Source organism: Paracoccus lutimaris (assembly GCF_003337565.1).
Lineage (GTDB): Bacteria > Pseudomonadota > Alphaproteobacteria > Rhodobacterales > Rhodobacteraceae > Paracoccus > Paracoccus lutimaris.
Genome location: NZ_QPJL01000001.1, coordinates 416,373 through 432,702, shown reverse-complemented (window position 1 = coordinate 432,702; position 16,330 = coordinate 416,373). Strand labels below are relative to the sequence as shown.

Genomic DNA, 16,330 nt, shown 5'->3' with positions numbered 1-16,330 from the left:
TTTCCTGCATTTCGGGCTGGCCTAGTTCGCGGCCAGCAGCTGGGTGATCCGGCGCACGGCCACGCGGCGGTTCTGGCGCTCGGGCCCGTCGGTCGGGATCAGCAGGAATTGTTCGCCATAGCCCTGGACCACCATGTTTTCCGGTGGCACCTGGAAATATTCGGTCAGCGCCAGCGCGATCGATTCCGCGCGCCGGTCCGACAGGGCAAGGTTGGCGGCGTTCGAGCCGACGGCGTCGGTATAGCCCTCGATCATGTAGATCTCGCGCGGGTTCTGGTCGATGCTGTCGCGGATGACCTTGCCCAGTGTTGCCAGTTGCTGTGCCTGATCGGGCGTGATCGCGGACGATCCGGTGTCAAAGGTGACCTCGGGGACATTGACGGGGGCGACCAGCGCGCGCACCTCGGGGATGTCGCGCACCTGACCCAGGCTGAAGCGGCGATCCACCGCCGTTTCGCGGCGCAGCGCCTCGCGCAGCGCATCCTCGTCCAGCGGGCGGCTGATGACCTTGACCGGCGGCGGCGCGGGCAGAGTCGAGATGCGTACCGGCTCGGCGGTGGTATCGTCGATCAGCTGCGTCTCGCTGCCATCGGCGCGGATCAGCGTGCGGCGCAGCGTGTTCATATTGGCGTCGCGGATGGTGACGACGCGGCTGCCATCCTCGCGCAAAACGGTGGTGCGGGTCGAGCCGTCCTGAAAGGTCTCGGTCTGCACGTTCGAGCCGGGGCGGTAAAGCAGGGCGTTGTCATCCTTGATCACCTGCTGGCTGCCATCGGGCAGGGTGACCACCACGCGGTCGCCGGTGTTCAGCGCCACCTCGCGGTCATTGGACAGCATCTTGCCGACCGCAAAGCCCGCAGCACCGGCCAGCAACAGCTTGGCGATGTCGCGCTTGTTGTCGTCATCGTCGTCCTTGTCGCGGGCTTGTGCGGTCGCGCCCGGCTGCAGGCCCTGCGCGACGGTCGTGGCGAAGTCCTCGGCCGAACTGCGGGCGTTTTCCTGCGTGATGGCGATTTCATTCAGCTGGCCCTGCGCCTCGCCGCTGGTGGCTGCCAGCGCGGCCGCCGTGGGGGGCGCGACCTGCTCGGCGGCACGCTGCGCGACGGCGTTCGGTTCGGCCTGCACCTCGGGGGCGGGCAGTTCGGCGGGCAGTTCTGTGGGCTGGCCGGCATCGGCCTGCGGCGCGGGCTTCGCTGCCGGCTTCAGGGCCGGCTCGGTGGGTTTTGCTGTCTCAGTGCTGCCTTGGCCTGTCTCGGCCTCAAGTTTCTTGCGCAGGGCGTCCGCGCCGATCGGCTCCGCGGTCGCGGCGCCGGGCTGGGCCGGTTCACCCCTAGGTGTCTTGGGCTTGGCCGAGGGGGCCGGATCGGTCTGGGTCACGGCCTTGGCGGAATCGGGTTTCGGTTGTGGGGTCTTTTGCGCCCCGGTTTCCAGCGTCTCGACCCGCCCGGCCGCCTCTGCGGCGTTTTCGGGTTTCGCGGCAGGGGTGTCGGCCTGCACGATGGCGGGCTTTTCCTTGGGCTCATCGGCCTGCGTCACCGCCGGCTTTTGTTCCGGAGCGGGTTCAACCGGGGCTTCGGCCACGGGGGCGGGCTGTTCTTTCGGCTGCGCCTCGGCCTGAGGCTGGGGGGCGGTCTCGGCGGCTGTTTCGGGTGCTGCTTTGGCTGCGGCCTCGGGCTGCGGCTCGGCCGGTTCTGCGGCAGGCTGCTGCATCTCGGGCGGGGTCTGTTCCTGCTGCTCGACTTGGGCTTCTGCCGTGGGTTCTTCCGAGGCGGGGTCCTGCGCGGCGGCGGGCGCCTCAGGCTCTGCTGCGACCTCTGGCTCAATCGATGTCGGCTGCTCGGCCGCCGGCTGTTCCGGTTGGCCCTGGGGCAGGATCAGTTTTTCGGGCGCAGTCTGTTCCTGCGCCACCGCGAATTGCGGGGTGACAAGGGCCATGCAGGCCACGATGGCGGTGGTTGTCTTGTAGATGCGGCGCATGTCGGTCCTCTTTCCGATGGTCGCTGGATTGCAGAAAGAACCAGCGGCCGGGCTGAGGGTTCCGGCACGTCCCCGTGACCGGCGCGTGATCGAGCTGCCGGTTCAGTCCGAAATCAGCGCCAGCCGCCCGCCGGACAGGCGCTGCACCCGGCCCGAAAGTTCCAGCGCCAGAATGGCTGGCGCCAGCACGGCGGCGGGAACACCAAGGTCGCGGATCAGGATGTTTTCCTCGGTCGGGCTGGGGCCAAGACGCGACAGGATCCGCCCCTCAAGATTGGCCGGGCCGCCCTGACAGGGTTGGCGCTGCTGGGGTGTCGGCATGCCATGAACGGCGGCATGGCCCAGCTCGGCCAGGCGGCGGGCGACAGCGGCGGGTTGCAGCGCCCGAGCCAGACCGGAACCCGCCCGGGGCGACGGGGCGGGGCGCGCTGGCGGCGGCAGGGCCAGTTCCGCCTGAATTCCCTCGGGCGCCCCGTTCGATTGCAGCGCGTTGAGGACATCGGCCGAGTTCCTGACCAGAATCGCGCCATCGCGGATCAGCGCGTTGCAGCCGCTTGCGCGGGCATCCATGGGATGGCCGGGTACGGCCATGACCTCGCGCCCCTGATCCAGAGCGCAGCGTGCGGTGATCAGGCTGCCCGAACGCATTGCCGCCTCGATCACCACCACCGCCCGCGACAGGCCCGAGATGATGCGGTTGCGGGCCGGGAAATGCCGGGCCACGGGTTCGGTCCCCGGCGGCTGTTCGGTGATCAGCAGGCCGGTCTCGCAGATGGATTCGGCCAGCGCCGCATTCTCGCTGGGATAGATCATGTCGATGCCGCCGGCCATGACAGCGATGGTGCCATTGGCCAGGGCGGCCTCATGCGCGATGGTGTCGATGCCGCGCGCCAGTCCCGCAATCACCACGGCACCGGTTTGCGACAGGCCCGAGGCCATGCCCCGCGCCATGCGCAGCCCCAGCGACGAGGCATTGCGCGCCCCGATCACCGCCACCGGCAGGCGTTCCAGCACCGAGATATCGCCGCGCACCCACAGGACCGGGGGTGCCTCGGCGATCTCGCGCAGGCGGGCGGGATAGGCGGGGTCGTCCCAGGTCAGCAGCCTGGCGCCAGCGCGCTGGCCAGCCGCCATCTCGGCCTCAGCCACGGATATGGGGCAGGGGGCGTAATCGGCAATCCCGGCGGCGCGGGCCATTTCGGGCAGGGCGGCCAGCGCAGCCTGCGCGCTGCCATGTTCGGCCAAAAGGCGGTGAAAGGTCGCCGGCCCCACCTTGCGCGAACGGATGAGGCGAAGCGTGGCAAGCGCATCCTCGGTAAGGATGCGTTGGCTGTGGTGGGGGTCGAAAGAAAGCGGTCCTGCCATCATGTCCGGTGCCTCTGCCTCATCCGCAACAGAGTCATCGCACAGCAATGGTTAAGAATGCGTTATTCAGGCAATCGGTTGAAAATATGAGGCCGCCGCCCAAAACGGCGCGGAATCACGAGGCCGAGCCGCCAATGGTCAGCCCGCCGATTCGCAGGCTGGGCAGGCCGACGCCCACCGGCACCCATTGTCCCTGCTTGCCGCAATTGCCGATGCCGGGGTCCAGCGACAGGTCATTGCCGATGGCGCGGATCTCGCGCAGCGCGGTGGCGCCGTCGCCGATCAGCGTCGCGCCCTGAATGGGATCGCCGACCTGACCATTCTTCACCCGGTAAGCCTCGGTGCAGGAAAAGACGAACTTGCCATTGGTGATGTCGACCTGACCGCCGCCGAAGCCGACCGCGTAGATGCCATCCTCGAGCCCCGAAAGGATCGAGGCCGGATCCTCGCTTCCCGCCAGCATGAAGGTATTGGTCATGCGCGGCATCGGCGCATGGGCATAGCTTTGCCGGCGGCCGTTGCCGGTCGGCTCGACGCCCATCAGGCGGGCGTTCTGGCGGTCCTGCATATAGCCGACCAGCACGCCGTCCTCGATCAGCACGTTGCGACCGGGGGCGGTGCCCTCGTCATCGACGGTGATCGAGCCGCGACGGTCGGGGATGGTGCCGTCATCGATGACGGTGACGCCGCGCGCCGCGACCTGCTGGCCCAGCAAGCCGGCAAAGGCCGAATGCCCCTTGCGGTTGAAATCGCCCTCAAGGCCGTGGCCCACGGCCTCATGCAGCAGGATGCCGGGCCAGCCGGGGCCAAGCACCACATCCATGACGCCCGCGGGCGCGGGGACCGAGCGCAGGTTGACCAGCGCGATGCGCAACGCCTCGCGCACCAGCCCCTGCCAGTGTTCGGGCGCGATCAGCCCGTCCAGCGCGATGCGGCCGCCGCCGCCGGCATTGCCCGATTCCCGGCGGCTGTTCGATTCCACGATGACCGAGACATTGATGCGCGCCATCGGCCGGATATCGGTGGCCAGACCGCCCTCGGGGCGCAGGATGGCGATTTCCTGCACCGAGGTGGAAATGCTGGCCGAAACCTGCACCACGCGCGGGTCCAGATCGCGGGCAAAGGCGTCGATTTCGCGAAGCAGCGCCACGCGGGTGGCAAAGCTGACATGCTCGGCCGGGTCGATGGCGGCGTAAAGCGGCGTGAAGGGGCCGCTTGCCGGGGGCAGGGCCAGCGTGCCGCCGCCATCGCCCACGGCCAGACGCACGGTCTCGGCGGCCTTTTTCAGCGCCGCCTCGTTGATTTCGGTCGAATGGGCATAGCCGGTGACCTCGCCCCGCACGGCGCGCAGGCCGAAGCCCTGCTCGGCGTCATAGCTTGCGTTGCGCAGCCGGCCATCGTCAAAGACCAGCGCCTCGCCGCGCGAGCGTTCCAGAAACAGCTCGCCATCCTCGGCCCCATCCAGCGCGGCGCGCAGGATTTTCAGCGCGTTGCCTTGATCAAGATGGGTCTGGAACGGGGAAAACGAAGCGTCAGTCATGCGGACCTGTCCTTGCGTGAGAGGCCCGCCTAGGGCTTTTTTGCTCGAAAGTCGATAGCTATAGGCTTGCCCGGACGAACAAGATATGGTTCTGGTGCAGGACCGATACCGCACGGGAACCACAACCCGCCGGTGTAATGTAGGCAACGGGATGGAATGATGGCAATTGCGACACAGCGCCGCGGGCTGGCGGCAGTAACTGGCCTTGGGTTTGCGGCAATGACGGCCATTCCGGCCATGGCGCAGGACGTGCTGGGCGAGCTGCCCGTGATCGGCAAGCCGGTCGATGGCGGCATCGGCTTTCAGCCGGCCTCGAGCCCCTTGGCGCATGACCAGCAATGGCTGGATCATTTCGTGCTGATCATCATCACCGCGGTGACGATCTTTGTCTGCCTGCTGCTGCTGATCTGCATCGTGCGCTATAACCGCCGTGCCAATCCGGTGCCGGCACGCTTTACCCACAACACCCCGATCGAGGTGATCTGGACCCTGGTTCCAGTGCTGATCCTGGTCGCGATCGGTGCCTTCTCGCTGCCGATCCTGTTCCGCAGCCAGGAAATGCCCAATGACCCCGATCTGGTGGTCAAGGCCATCGGCCATCAGTGGTACTGGTCCTATGAATATCCCAATGACGGCATCGCCTTTGACGCGCTGATGCTGGAAAAGGATGCGCTGGCCGCGGCCGGCTATGCCGAGAACGAATATCTGCTGGCCGCCGACAATCCGGTCGTGGTGCCGGTGGGCAAGAAGGTGCTGGTGCAGGTCACCGCGACCGACGTGATCCACAGCTGGACCATTCCCGCATTCGCGGTCAAGCAGGACGCCGTTCCGGGCCGCATTGCGCAGCTCTGGTTCTCGGTCGATCAGGAAGGTGTCTATTTCGGCCAGTGCTCGGAACTGTGCGGCATCAACCACGCCTATATGCCCATCGTGGTCAAAGCCGTCAGCCAGGAGAAATACGACGCCTGGCTCGCCGGCGCGAAAGAGGAATTCGCGGCTGACGCCTCGGATTACCTGCCGGCCAAGCCCGTTCATCTGGCGCTGGCGGAATAAGGGCTGACCGTGGCCGATACCAATGCATATGAAAGCACCGCCCCGGACCACGGGTTCGAGGCGGGCTTTGGCGATTATGTCGCACTGCTGAAACCGCGCGTCATGTCGCTGGTGGTGTTCACGGCCTTTGTCGGGCTGTGGATCGCGCCCGTGGCGATGAATCCCTTTGTCGCGTTCTGCTGCGTGCTGTTCATCGCCCTTGGCGGCGGTGCCTCGGGCGCGCTGAACATGTGGTATGACGCCGATATCGACGCGGTGATGAAGCGCACCGCCAACCGTCCCGTGCCCGCAGGCCGCGTCCCGGCTACCGAGGCGCTGGGGGTGGGGCTGGCGCTGTCGGGCCTGTCGGTGATGATGCTGGGGCTGGCGGCGAACTGGTTCGCGGCAGGCTTTCTGGCCTTTACCATCTTCTTTTATGCCGTGGTCTATACGGTCTGGCTGAAACGCTCGACCCCGCAGAACATCGTCATCGGCGGCGCGGCGGGGGCCTTCCCGCCCATGATCGGCTGGGCCTGCGCCACTGGCGGCATCAGCCTTGAATCGCTGTTGATGTTCGCGCTGATCTTCTTCTGGACGCCGCCGCATTTCTGGGCGCTGGCGCTGTTCATGAAGGATGACTACTCCAAGGCCGGCGTGCCGATGCTGACGGTGACCCATGGCCGCAAGGTCGCGCGCCGCCACATCTTTGCCTATACGCTGGTGCTGGCGCCCTTCGCGATCTGGCTGGGCTTCACCTCGGTCGGCGGGCCGCTGTATCTGGCCGTCTCGGTGGTGCTGAACGCGCTGTTCATCGCCGGCGGCTGGCGCATCCTGAACCGCTCGGAAGACGCGGCGCAGGCCGATGGCTACAAGGTCGAGAAACGTTATTTCCGCCTGTCGCTCTATTACACTTTCCTGCATTTCCTGGCGCTGCTGGTGCAGCACTGGATGGGAGGATGGTGATGCAGCAGGTCGAGCATGAACTGCATCAGCGCCGCCGCAGCCGCAATCTTGGGCTTCTGGCGGTGCTCTTGGCCTTTGTCGCGCTGGTCTTTGGCCTTTCCGTGGTCAAGATCACCCAGGGCGACATGATGGAGGGCTATGACCACCGGCCCCGCGCCTCGGTCCTGCCGCAGGACCCGAATGCGCCCGCGCGCGACGCCGCGCCCGTGGCGGCCCCCGGCACGCCCGGCGCGCTGGTCGATGGCACGGTGACGGCCCCCGCCGCCGCGACCGCAGAGGGCGCGGCGGTGGAGGGCGGGCAATGACCGGCCAGCCGCAAGCCCGCTCGAACAGCCGCACCGTCGCGATGCTTGCGGGTGTCGTGGTGCTGATGGGCGCGCTGTCCTGGGCGGCGGTGCCGTTCTACAACTGGTTTTGCAAGGTCACCGGCTATGGCGGCACGACCAATGTGTCCGAGGTCGCCTCGGATACCGTGCTTGAGGAAACCATCCGCGTGCGTTTCGACGCCAATGTGGATGAGAACCTTGGCTGGACCTTCCGCCCGATGCAGCGCGAGATGAAGCTGAAGATCGGCGAGAACGCCATCGCCTTCTATGAGGCGGTGAACAATACCGATGAGACGATCACCGGCACCGCCAGCTATAATGTCGCGCCCGAGATCGCCGGCTATTACTTCAACAAGGTCGAATGCTTCTGCTTTACCGAGCAGGTGCTGAAACCCGGTGAGCGGGTCGAGATGCCGGTCAGCTTCTTTGTCGATGCCGAACTGGTCAAAGACCGCGACGCCGGGCGCATCCGCGACCTGACCCTGTCCTATACCTTCCATCGGACCGATCCGCCCGCGCCGAAACAGGCGGCGCTGGACGCCGGGCCGAAACCGACCGTAAATTGAGCAACAAGAACCAGCAACAGCCGGGAACGCAGCCATGGCCCATGTAAAGAACCACGACTATCAGATCCTGCCGCCATCGATCTGGCCCTTCCTCGGCGCGGTTTCCGCCTTTGTCATGCTGACCGGCGCGGTGGCCTGGATGAAGGGGATCACCATCCTCGGCGCCCCGGTCGAAGGGCCGTGGATGTTCCTGATCGGCTTTGTCGCCGTGCTTTACGTCATGTTCGGCTGGTGGGCTGACGTCATTCAGGAAGGCGAAGAGGGCGAGCATACCCCGGTCGTGCGCATCGGCCTGCAATATGGCTTCATCCTGTTCATCATGTCCGAGGTGATGTTCTTCGTCGCCTGGTTCTGGGCCTTCATCAAGAACGCCATGTATCCGATGGGGCCGGACAGCCCGATCAAGGACGGCGTCTGGCCGCCGGAAGGCATCGTCACCTTTGACCCCTGGCACCTGCCGCTGATCAACACGCTGATCCTGCTGCTGTCGGGCGTTGCCGTGACTTGGGCGCACCACGCCTTTGTCCATGACGGCGACCGCAAGACCACCATCAACGGGCTGATCGTCGCCGTGATCTTGGGCCTGTGCTTCACTGCGCTGCAGGCTTACGAATACAGCCACGCCGCCTTTGGTCTGGCCGACACCGTCTATGCCGGTACCTTCTACATGGCGACCGGCTTCCACGGGCTGCACGTCATCATCGGCACCATCTTCCTGTTCGTCTGCCTGATCCGCATGATCAAGGGCCAGATGACCCAGCAGCAGCATGTCGGCTTCGAGGCCGCCGCCTGGTACTGGCACTTCGTCGACGTGGTCTGGCTGTTCCTGTTCGTCGTGGTCTATATCTGGGGCCGCTGATCCCCACCGACATTCCGACCGGCGCGGGGGCAGGGCTCCCGCGCCGTTTTCTATGGAGGCAGGCCATGCGCCGCTATCTCTTTCCGCTGATCATCGGCATCCTTGGCTGCGCCATCCTTGTGTCGCTGGGCTTGTGGCAATTGCGCCGCATGGACTGGAAAGAGGACATGATCGCCCAGATCCAGAGCCGGATCGGCGGCGCGCCGGTGGCCCTGCCCGCAAACCTTGACCCGTCGATGAAATACCTGCCGGTTCTGGTCAGCGGCCAGACCACGGGGCAGGAGATCGACGTTCTGTCGGGCACCCGCGAGCAGGGCGGCGGCTATCAGGTCGTCTCGGGCTTTGTCACCGATGACGGGCGGCGCATCCTGCTGGACCGCGGTTTCGTCGATCAGGACCACAAGCGCGATCCGCGCCCCGCAACCCGGCTTGAGGTCGCAGGCAACCTGCACTGGCCAAATGAAAAAGGCAGCGCCACGCCCGAGCCGAACCTGACCGAGAACATCTGGTTCGCCCGCGACGTTCCCGCCATGGCCAAGGCGCTGGGAACCGAGCCGGTTCTGGTCGTCGTCGCCGAGGCGCGGGGCGATCTGCAAGGGGTTGCGCCCATGCCGGTCGCGGTCGAAGGCATTCCGAACAATCACCTCAGCTATGCGGCGCAATGGTTCATGATCGCAGTTGCCTGGGCAGGGATGACAGTGGCGCTGATCTGGCGTATCAGGCAACGTCAATTCTAAGGGGGACGCGATGCGTTACGTTTCGACCCGGGGGCGGGCTCCGGTCCTGAACTTCGAACAGGCCATGATGACGGGACTGGCGCGCGATGGCGGGTTGTACCTGCCCGAGACCATTCCGACCCTGACCCCGGATCAGATCGCCGCATTGGCCGGACTGCCCTATGAAGAGGTTGCACTGCGCGTGCTGACGCCCTTTGTCGGCGACAGCTTCACGCAGGATGAACTGAAAGGCGCCATCGCTCGCGCCTATGCGGGCTTTGACCATGTGTCGCGCGCCCCGCTGATCGAGCTTGCCCCCGGCCATCACCTGCTTGAGCTGTTCCACGGGCCGACGCTGGCCTTCAAGGATTTTGCCATGCAGTTGATCGGCCAGCTGTTCCAGCTTGCGCTGGCGCGCTCGGGCGACCGGGTGACGATTCTGGGCGCAACCTCGGGCGATACCGGCTCGGCCGCGATCGAGGCGTTCCGGGGCCTGACGAATGTGGATGTCTTCATCATGTATCCGCATGGCCGGGTCAGCGATGTCCAGCGCCGGCAGATGTCGACGCCGGCTGATGCCAATGTCCACGCGCTGGCCGTCGACGGCACCTTTGACGACTGTCAGGCGCGGCTCAAGGATCTGTTCAACGACCATGATTTCCGCGACGGGGTGGGGCTTGCGGGCGTCAATTCGATCAACTGGGCGCGGGTGATGGCGCAGATCGTCTATTACTTCACCGCCGCCGTCAGCCTTGGCGCGCCGGGGCGTGTGATCGACTTCACCGTCCCCACCGGCAATTTCGGCGACATCCTTGCCGGGTATTTCGCCAAGGCGATGGGCCTGCCCATCGGCCAGCTGGTCATCGCCACCAACCAGAACGACATCCTGCACCGCGCGCTGACGACCGGCGAATACCGCACCGGCACGGCGCGCCCCTCGATCAGCCCGTCGATGGACATTCAGGTCAGTTCGAATTTCGAGCGCGCCTTGTGGCTGGCCTACGGGCGCGACGGCGCCGCCATCTCTGCGCTGATGGACGAGCTGAAATCCGGCGGCTTCCCGATCAGCCAGGGCGCGCTGGAACAGCTGCGCGAGATCTATGTCTCGGGCCGCGCTTCTGAGGAGGAAACCACGGCCATGATCGCCACCATCCGCGCGGAAACCGGGCAGGTGATCTGCCCCCATACCGCCGTCGCGGTAAAGGTCGCGCGCGAACATCTTCGTCCGGGCGTGCCGATGATCTCGCTTTCGACCGCGCATCCGGCCAAGTTTCCCGATGCGGTTGAGGGCGCTGTCGGCATCCGCCCGCCGTTGCCGCCGCATATGGCCGATCTGTTTGAGCGCGACGAGCGCATCACCCGGGTTGCAAACGATGCAGAGAGCATTAAATCGCTGATTCTTGCACGGAGAACAGCTTGAACCAGATCCGCATCAGCACCCTGCCCAATGGCCTGCGCGTCGTCACCCGCGACATGCCCGGCCTGCATTCCGCCGCCATCGGCATCTGGGTCAGCGCCGGCGGCCGCGATGAGCGCGCCGACCAGAACGGCATCGCCCATTTCCTTGAGCATATGGCCTTCAAGGGCACGCCCACGCGCAGCGCCTTGCAGATCGCCGAGGCGATCGAGAATGTCGGCGGCTATATCAACGCCTATACCTCGCGCGACGTGACCAGCTATTACGTCCGGGTGCTGGCGGGCGATGTCTCGATGGCGCTGGACGTGATCTCGGACATCGTGCTGAACCCGATCTTTGACGAGCGCGAGATCGAGGTCGAGCGCGGCGTGATCCTGCAGGAAATCGGGCAGTCGCTGGATACGCCCGACGACGTGATCTTCGACTGGCTGCAAGAGGCCGCCTATCCCGACCAGCCCATCGGCCGCACCATCCTTGGCCCGGCCGAGCGCGTGAGCCATTTCACCCGCGAGGATCTGTCGGGTTTCACCGCCGAACATTACGGCCCCGAGCGGATGATCGTCGCCGCCTCGGGCGCGGTCGATCATGACAGCATCCTGCGTCAGGTCGAGGCGATCTTTTCCCATCTCGCCCCGCGCGCCCTTACCGCGCGCGAGCCGGCCCGCTGGCAGGGCGCCGAAACCCGCCGCGTCAAGAAGCTGGAACAGGCGCATTTCGCGCTGGCCTTCGAGGGGCCGGGCTACATGGCGCCGGATTTCTATGCCGCGCAGATCTGGACCTCGGCCCTGGGGGGCGGCATGTCCTCGCGCCTGTTTCAGAAAATCCGCGAGGAACGGGGCCTGTGCTATTCGATCTTTGCGCAATCGGGCTTTCATGACGATACCGGCATGGTGACGATCTATGCCGGCACCTCGGGCGACCAGATCGCCGATCTGGCCAATCTGACCGTGGACGAGCTGAAGCGCGCCGCTGAGGACATGACCGAGACCGAGATCGCCCGCGCCCGCGCCCAGTTGAAAGCCGGGCTGCTGATGGGGCTGGAAAGCCCGACCGGGCAGGCCGAGCGCATGGCACGCTCGCTGGCGATCTGGGGCCGCGTCGCCGATCCCGCCGAGGTGGCCGAGCGTATCGACGCCGTGACCGTCGCCGATGTGCGTGCCCATGCCGAGGCGCTGATCCGGAACGCCCGTCCGGCGCTGGCGCTTTATGGGCCAGTCAAGTCCGCGCCGTCGCGGGCGCGGCTGGCAGAAAGGCTTGCCGCCTGATGTTCGGCCGCCGCCGTCCGCTGCGACTCGATACCGAGCGGATGGTCCTGCGCCTGCCGATCCATACCGATTTCGCCCCATGGGTTGAATTGCGCGTCGACAGCCGCGCCTTTCTGACCCCGTGGGAACCGGTCTGGGCCGCCGACCATCTGTCGCGCAAAAGCTTTACCAACCGCGTCTATTGGGCGCAGCGCGCCAGCCGCAACGGCACCGCGCTGCCTTTGTTCCTGATCCGCCGCGATGGCGAGCTTCTGGGGGCGATCACGCTGGACAATATCCGCCGTGGCCCGGCGCAATCGGCGACCATCGGCTATTGGATCGGCCAGCGCTTTGCCCGGCAGGGCTATATGCGCGAGGCCATCGGCGCGCTGACCCATCACGCCTTCACCCAGCTGGACCTGAGCCGGATCGAGGCCGCCTGCCTGCCCGAAAACACCGCCTCGCGCGGGGTTCTGGAACGCTCGGGTTTCAAATACGAGGGCGTGGCGCAAAGCTATCTTCAGATCAATGGCCGCTGGCGCAACCATGTGCTTTATTCGAACCTGCGCCATGACCGGCGCGGCAAGACCGAGGTGCGTTGAAAGGGCCTGTCTGATGCTGAACCCCGCAGATGAGACACTGGTCGCGCGCTTGCCCGAGGGCGTGTTGCGCCCGCTGACCCCCGCCTATCTGGAGGAACCCCGCCGCCGCGTTCAGGGCCGCGCCGGGCTGGTCGCCGCGCCCCGCAATGTCGATGAGGTCGCGGCCGTCGTCCGCGCCTGCGCCGAGGCCCGCGTCGGTATCGTGCCGCGCGGCGGCGGCACCGGGCTGGTGCTGGGGCAGGTTCTGCCCGATATCCCACCCGGCGGCCCGGCGCCGCTGATCCTGTCCATGGAACGGATGACCGCCCTGCGCGGCATCTGGCCCGAGGAAAACGTCCTGATCGCCGAGGCGGGGATGACCCTGCAGGCCGTGCGCGACGCGGCCGAGGCGCGGGGGCGGCTGTTCCCGCTGTCTCTGGCCAGTCAGGGCACGGCGATGATCGGGGGCTGTCTTTCGACCAATGCGGGCGGCGTCACCGCGCTGCGCTATGGCACCGCCCGCGCGCTTTGTCTGGGGATCGAGGCGGTGCTGCCTGACGGGCGCGTGGTCCATGACCTGAAACGGCTGCGCAAGGACAATACGGGCTATGACATCCGCGATCTTCTGATCGGGGCCGAGGGCTCGCTGGGGATCGTCACCGCCGCCAGCCTGCGCCTTGTGGTGCCGCCGCCCCAGACCGGCGTCGCCATGCTGCAGGTGCCCGATCCCGCTGCCGCGCTGACCCTGCTTGCTCTGGCCGAGCGGCACATGGCCGGCGGCGTCACCGCATTCGAGCTGATCAGCGGGCAGGGGCTGGCCTTTCTGACCGAGACCCTGCCCGAGATCCGCCAGCCCTTGCCGGGCGTGCCGTGGTCGGTGCTGATCGAGGTCGGCCTGCCCGAGGGCCTGCCCGCCGATCAGGCGCTTGAGGGGTTTTTGACCGAGGCGATGGCACGCGGCCTTGTCCTTGACGGCGTCATCGCCCAGTCCGGCCAGCAGGCCGCCGATTTCTGGCATCTGCGCGAACATATCCCCGAGGCCAACCGCCGCATCGGCGCCATTGCCAGCCATGATATCAGCCTGCCCCTGTCGGAAATTCCGGGCTTCATTCAGGCGGCGGGGGCGGCGATCACGGCGCGGACGGATGCGCGGCTCAACTGCTTTGGCCATCTGGGCGACGGCAATCTGCATTACAACCTGTTCCCGGCGCCGGGCCGCAACCGCGCGGATTACGACGCCGAGCGCAAGGCGCTGTCGGAGATGATCCATGAGATGGTGATGGCGCGAGGCGGTTCGTTCTCGGCCGAGCATGGCGTCGGCCGGTTGAAGCTGGGCGATCTGGAACGCTGGGCCGATCCCGCGCGGCTGGCGGCCATGCGCGCGATCAAGGCCACGCTGGACCCCTTGGGGATCATGAATCCGGGGGCGGTTCTGGCGCCGGCGCGGGGCTAGTTTCCAGCCGCGGGCCAAGATTGCGGCGCAGATGATCCAGATAGGCGGTGATGCGCGGGGCGACAAAGGGCTGCGGCAGGTAAAGCGCCTGAATGTCCAGTTGCGGGCCGGGAAAGCCGGTCAGCAGCCGCGTGAGCCGGCCTTGGGCGACATCCTCGGCGATGGTAAAGCGCGGGATCAACCCGATGCCTTCGCCCGCCAGGGCCAGCCGCCGCACGGCCTGCGCATTGTTCACGGTGATGCGGCCGGGCAGGGGGACGCCGATGGGTTTGCCCTCGATCACGAAGGTGGCGCGATGCGGGGCTGATGCATTGCTGTCGCGAATATTGTCATGCGCGCGCAGATCGTCGGGATGCAGCGGCTGCCCGCGCCGGGCCAGATAATCGGGGCTGGCGACCGCCCAGGTCTCGGTCCGGCCGATGCGGCGGGCGATCAGGCTGGAATCGGCCAGAATGCCGATGCGCAACGCAAGGTCGAAGCCTTCGCCGGCCAGATCGACATAGCGGTCGCTGAGGTTGAGGTCGATCTCGATCCCCGGATTGGCGGCCAGAAAATCGACGGTCAGAGGCGCGACGAAGATCTCGCCAAAGGAAACCGGGGCGGTGACGCGCAGGCGTCCGCTTAGCGCGCCCTCATCGGCGCGGGCCTGCGCGTCCAGTTCCTCGATGCTGGAGAGCACCCGGCGCGCCGCGGCAAGATAGCGCTCGCCCGCAAGTGTCAGTGACAGGGCGCGGGTGGTGCGGTTCAACAGGGTGATGCCCTGCTGGCCCTCAAGCGCCGCGACATATTTGCTGACCAGCTTGTTCGAGATGCCCAGCCTTTCGCCCGCCCGCGTGAAGGACCCCGCATCCACCACCGCCACAAAGGCGCGAAGTCCGTCGATCCTGTCCATGATATTCCCCGCATAGGCGACAATGTTTCCAAAAATATCACCATACCGGCGTCAATGGCAAAGCCCTATCTTGGTTCTATCAAGATAAACCAATGGGGATGACCCGAGATGACCTTCCTGACCGATGCCGAGCGTAACGCCGATATTGCCGCCTTCATCCTGCGCCTTGCGACCGGGGCGTTTTTCCTTGTCCACGGCCTGATCAAGCTGTTCGTTTTCACCCCGGCGGGGACGGCGGGCTATTTCCAGTCGATCGGCCTGCCGGGCGCGCTGGGTTACCTGACCATCGCGCTGGAAATCGGTGGCGGTCTGGCGCTGATCCTGGGGATTGCCACGCGCTATGTTTCGCTGGCGATGATTGGCGTCTTGTTGGGCGCGGCGGTCTTTGGCCATGGCGGCAACGGCTTTACCTTCAGCAATCCGGGCGGCGGCTGGGAATATCCGGTGCTTTGGGCGATCACCATGCTGGCGCTGGCCCTGCTGGGGGACGGGGCCTATTCGCTGGGGCGTCGGCGCTAGAGCTGCCTGACCGGATGTGGAAACGCCCCGCAGGATTTGCGGGGCGTTCGCTTGCGGCAGGGCCGCATGGATATTTGAGTGAAGAAGAAGATCACCAGGCGGGGATGACAGCGCCGGTGTATTTGTCCTCGATGTATTTCTTGACCTCGGGCGAGTTGTAGGATTCGACCAGCGTCTTGGCCCAGCCTGCACCCTCGTCGCCTTTGCGCACGACGATGATATTGGCATAGGGGCTGTCGGCATTCTCGATGGCGATGGCGTCCTTTTCCGGGTTCAGGCCGGCTTCCAGCGCGTAATTGGTGTTGATGATCGCGATGTCGGCATCGGCCAGCGCGCGGGGCAGTTGGGCCGCGTCGAGTTCGAGGAATTCGACATTCCTGGCGTTCGCGGTCACGTCGAGCGGCGTGGGCGAAAGGCCGACGCCATCGGCCAGCGTGATCACGCCCTTGTCGGCGAGCAGCAGAAGCGCGCGGCCACCATTGGTCGGGTCGTTCGGGATCGCGACCTTGGCGCCTTCGGGCAGTTCGTCCAGCGATTTCAGCTTTTCGGAATAAACGCCCATCGGGGTGGTGATGGTCTTGGCGATCGAGACCAGCTCAAAGCCGCGATCCTTGATCTGGTTGTCCAGATAGGGCTGGTGCTGGAAGCTGTTCGCGTTCAGGTCGCCATCGTTCAGCGCCTGATTGGGCACGACGTAATCGGTGAATTCGATGATGTCGATGTTCAGGCCCTTGGTCTTTGCGACCTCGGCGACCTGTTCCATGATCTCTGCATGTTCGCCGACCGAGACGCCGACCTTGATGTCCTCGGCCGAGGCCATGCCGGCGATCAGCGCCAGCGTCGAGGCCAGTGCGGTGATACGGAGTTTGCGCATGTTTTG

16 protein-coding genes are annotated in these 16,330 nt (G+C 66.0%); 11 read left to right on the top strand and 5 right to left on the bottom strand.

The annotated features are described in order from the left end of the window. Positions 1–21 precede the first annotated feature (21 nt). The 3 genes from DFP89_RS02015 to tldD form a co-directional block, all read right to left on the bottom strand. The gene (locus tag DFP89_RS02015) at positions 22–1,977 is read right to left on the bottom strand and encodes an OmpA family protein (RefSeq protein WP_114347695.1); all 1,956 of its coding nucleotides are present in this window, start codon (positions 1,975–1,977) and stop codon (positions 22–24) included. Positions 1,978–2,079: 102 nt separating this feature from the next. Then, positions 2,080–3,342 (bottom strand): DNA-processing protein DprA, encoded by a 1,263-nt coding sequence (gene dprA, locus DFP89_RS02010; RefSeq protein ID WP_114347811.1) that lies wholly within the window; start codon positions 3,340–3,342, stop codon positions 2,080–2,082. Positions 3,343–3,457: 115 nt separating this feature from the next. Continuing rightward, positions 3,458–4,882: a metalloprotease TldD gene (gene tldD / locus DFP89_RS02005; RefSeq protein ID WP_114347694.1), complete on the bottom strand. Its 1,425-nt coding sequence runs from the start codon at positions 4,880–4,882 to the stop codon at positions 3,458–3,460. A gap of 156 nt (positions 4,883–5,038) precedes the next feature. Between tldD and coxB the strand changes: the two genes are divergently transcribed. The 10 genes from coxB (at position 5,039) to DFP89_RS01950 (ending at position 14,039) form a co-directional block, all read left to right on the top strand. Next, a complete protein-coding gene (gene coxB / locus DFP89_RS02000) occupies positions 5,039–5,935 on the top strand; it encodes a cytochrome c oxidase subunit II (RefSeq protein ID WP_114347693.1) in 897 nt (298 codons plus the stop codon). 9 nt (positions 5,936–5,944) lie between these two features. Next, a complete protein-coding gene (gene cyoE, locus DFP89_RS01995) occupies positions 5,945–6,877 on the top strand; it encodes a heme o synthase (RefSeq protein WP_114347692.1) in 933 nt (310 codons plus the stop codon). Continuing rightward, a complete protein-coding gene (locus DFP89_RS01990; protein WP_245948567.1) occupies positions 6,877–7,182 on the top strand; it encodes a hypothetical protein in 306 nt (101 codons plus the stop codon). The genes cyoE and DFP89_RS01990 overlap by 1 nt, the downstream gene beginning before the upstream one ends. Next, a complete protein-coding gene (locus DFP89_RS01980) occupies positions 7,179–7,769 on the top strand; it encodes a cytochrome c oxidase assembly protein (protein WP_114347690.1) in 591 nt (196 codons plus the stop codon). The genes DFP89_RS01990 and DFP89_RS01980 overlap by 4 nt, the downstream gene beginning before the upstream one ends. Before the next feature lie 34 nt (positions 7,770–7,803). Further along, on the top strand, positions 7,804–8,628 hold the full coding sequence (locus tag DFP89_RS01975; RefSeq protein ID WP_114347689.1) for a cytochrome c oxidase subunit 3: 825 nt from the start codon (positions 7,804–7,806) through the stop codon (positions 8,626–8,628). Positions 8,629–8,693: 65 nt separating this feature from the next. After that, positions 8,694–9,365, top strand: a complete 672-nt coding sequence (locus DFP89_RS01970) for an SURF1 family protein (RefSeq protein ID WP_114347688.1) — start codon at positions 8,694–8,696, stop codon at positions 9,363–9,365. A gap of 10 nt (positions 9,366–9,375) precedes the next feature. Continuing rightward, positions 9,376–10,764, top strand: coding sequence for a threonine synthase (thrC, locus tag DFP89_RS01965; RefSeq protein WP_114347687.1), 1,389 nt, complete (start codon positions 9,376–9,378; stop codon positions 10,762–10,764). After that, positions 10,761–12,026: a M16 family metallopeptidase gene (locus tag DFP89_RS01960; protein WP_114347686.1), complete on the top strand. Its 1,266-nt coding sequence runs from the start codon at positions 10,761–10,763 to the stop codon at positions 12,024–12,026. Before thrC ends, DFP89_RS01960 begins: the two co-directional genes overlap by 4 nt. Further along, positions 12,026–12,607, top strand: a complete 582-nt coding sequence (locus DFP89_RS01955; RefSeq protein ID WP_114347685.1) for a GNAT family N-acetyltransferase — start codon at positions 12,026–12,028, stop codon at positions 12,605–12,607. The genes DFP89_RS01960 and DFP89_RS01955 overlap by 1 nt, the downstream gene beginning before the upstream one ends. Positions 12,608–12,620: 13 nt before the next feature. Beyond that, entirely contained in the window at positions 12,621–14,039 is a 1,419-nt protein-coding gene (locus DFP89_RS01950; RefSeq protein ID WP_114347684.1) for an FAD-binding oxidoreductase, read from the top strand. Here DFP89_RS01950 and DFP89_RS01945 read toward each other — a convergent pair. Then, complete coding sequence (locus DFP89_RS01945) at positions 13,999–14,931, bottom strand: LysR family transcriptional regulator (RefSeq protein WP_114347683.1); 933 nt, start codon at positions 14,929–14,931, stop codon at positions 13,999–14,001. The two genes, DFP89_RS01950 and DFP89_RS01945, sit on opposite strands and share 41 nt — an antisense overlap. A gap of 108 nt (positions 14,932–15,039) precedes the next feature. On the opposite strand from DFP89_RS01945, the gene DFP89_RS01940 reads away from it, so the two are divergent. Continuing rightward, positions 15,040–15,450 (top strand): DoxX family protein, encoded by a 411-nt coding sequence (locus DFP89_RS01940; RefSeq protein WP_114347682.1) that lies wholly within the window; start codon positions 15,040–15,042, stop codon positions 15,448–15,450. Between the two features lie 91 nt (positions 15,451–15,541). On the opposite strand, the gene DFP89_RS01935 is transcribed toward DFP89_RS01940, so the two are convergent. Further along, positions 15,542–16,324, bottom strand: coding sequence for a MetQ/NlpA family ABC transporter substrate-binding protein (locus DFP89_RS01935; protein ID WP_114347681.1), 783 nt, complete (start codon positions 16,322–16,324; stop codon positions 15,542–15,544). Positions 16,325–16,330 lie beyond the last annotated feature (6 nt).

Coding starts and splice junctions, on each gene's coding strand:
- DFP89_RS02015 (WP_114347695.1), bottom strand. CDS start 1,977: ATGCGCCGCATCTACAAGACAACCACCGCCATCGTGGCCTGCATGGCC.
- dprA (WP_114347811.1), bottom strand. CDS start 3,342: ATGGCAGGACCGCTTTCTTTCGACCCCCACCACAGCCAACGCATCCTT.
- tldD (WP_114347694.1), bottom strand. CDS start 4,882: ATGACTGACGCTTCGTTTTCCCCGTTCCAGACCCATCTTGATCAAGGC.
- coxB (WP_114347693.1), top strand. CDS start 5,039: ATGATGGCAATTGCGACACAGCGCCGCGGGCTGGCGGCAGTAACTGGC.
- DFP89_RS01990 (WP_245948567.1), top strand. CDS start 6,877: ATGCAGCAGGTCGAGCATGAACTGCATCAGCGCCGCCGCAGCCGCAAT.
- DFP89_RS01980 (WP_114347690.1), top strand. CDS start 7,179: ATGACCGGCCAGCCGCAAGCCCGCTCGAACAGCCGCACCGTCGCGATG.
- DFP89_RS01975 (WP_114347689.1), top strand. CDS start 7,804: ATGGCCCATGTAAAGAACCACGACTATCAGATCCTGCCGCCATCGATC.
- DFP89_RS01970 (WP_114347688.1), top strand. CDS start 8,694: ATGCGCCGCTATCTCTTTCCGCTGATCATCGGCATCCTTGGCTGCGCC.
- thrC (WP_114347687.1), top strand. CDS start 9,376: ATGCGTTACGTTTCGACCCGGGGGCGGGCTCCGGTCCTGAACTTCGAA.
- DFP89_RS01955 (WP_114347685.1), top strand. CDS start 12,026: ATGTTCGGCCGCCGCCGTCCGCTGCGACTCGATACCGAGCGGATGGTC.
- DFP89_RS01950 (WP_114347684.1), top strand. CDS start 12,621: ATGCTGAACCCCGCAGATGAGACACTGGTCGCGCGCTTGCCCGAGGGC.
- DFP89_RS01945 (WP_114347683.1), bottom strand. CDS start 14,931: ATGGACAGGATCGACGGACTTCGCGCCTTTGTGGCGGTGGTGGATGCG.
- DFP89_RS01940 (WP_114347682.1), top strand. CDS start 15,040: ATGACCTTCCTGACCGATGCCGAGCGTAACGCCGATATTGCCGCCTTC.
- DFP89_RS01935 (WP_114347681.1), bottom strand. CDS start 16,324: ATGCGCAAACTCCGTATCACCGCACTGGCCTCGACGCTGGCGCTGATC.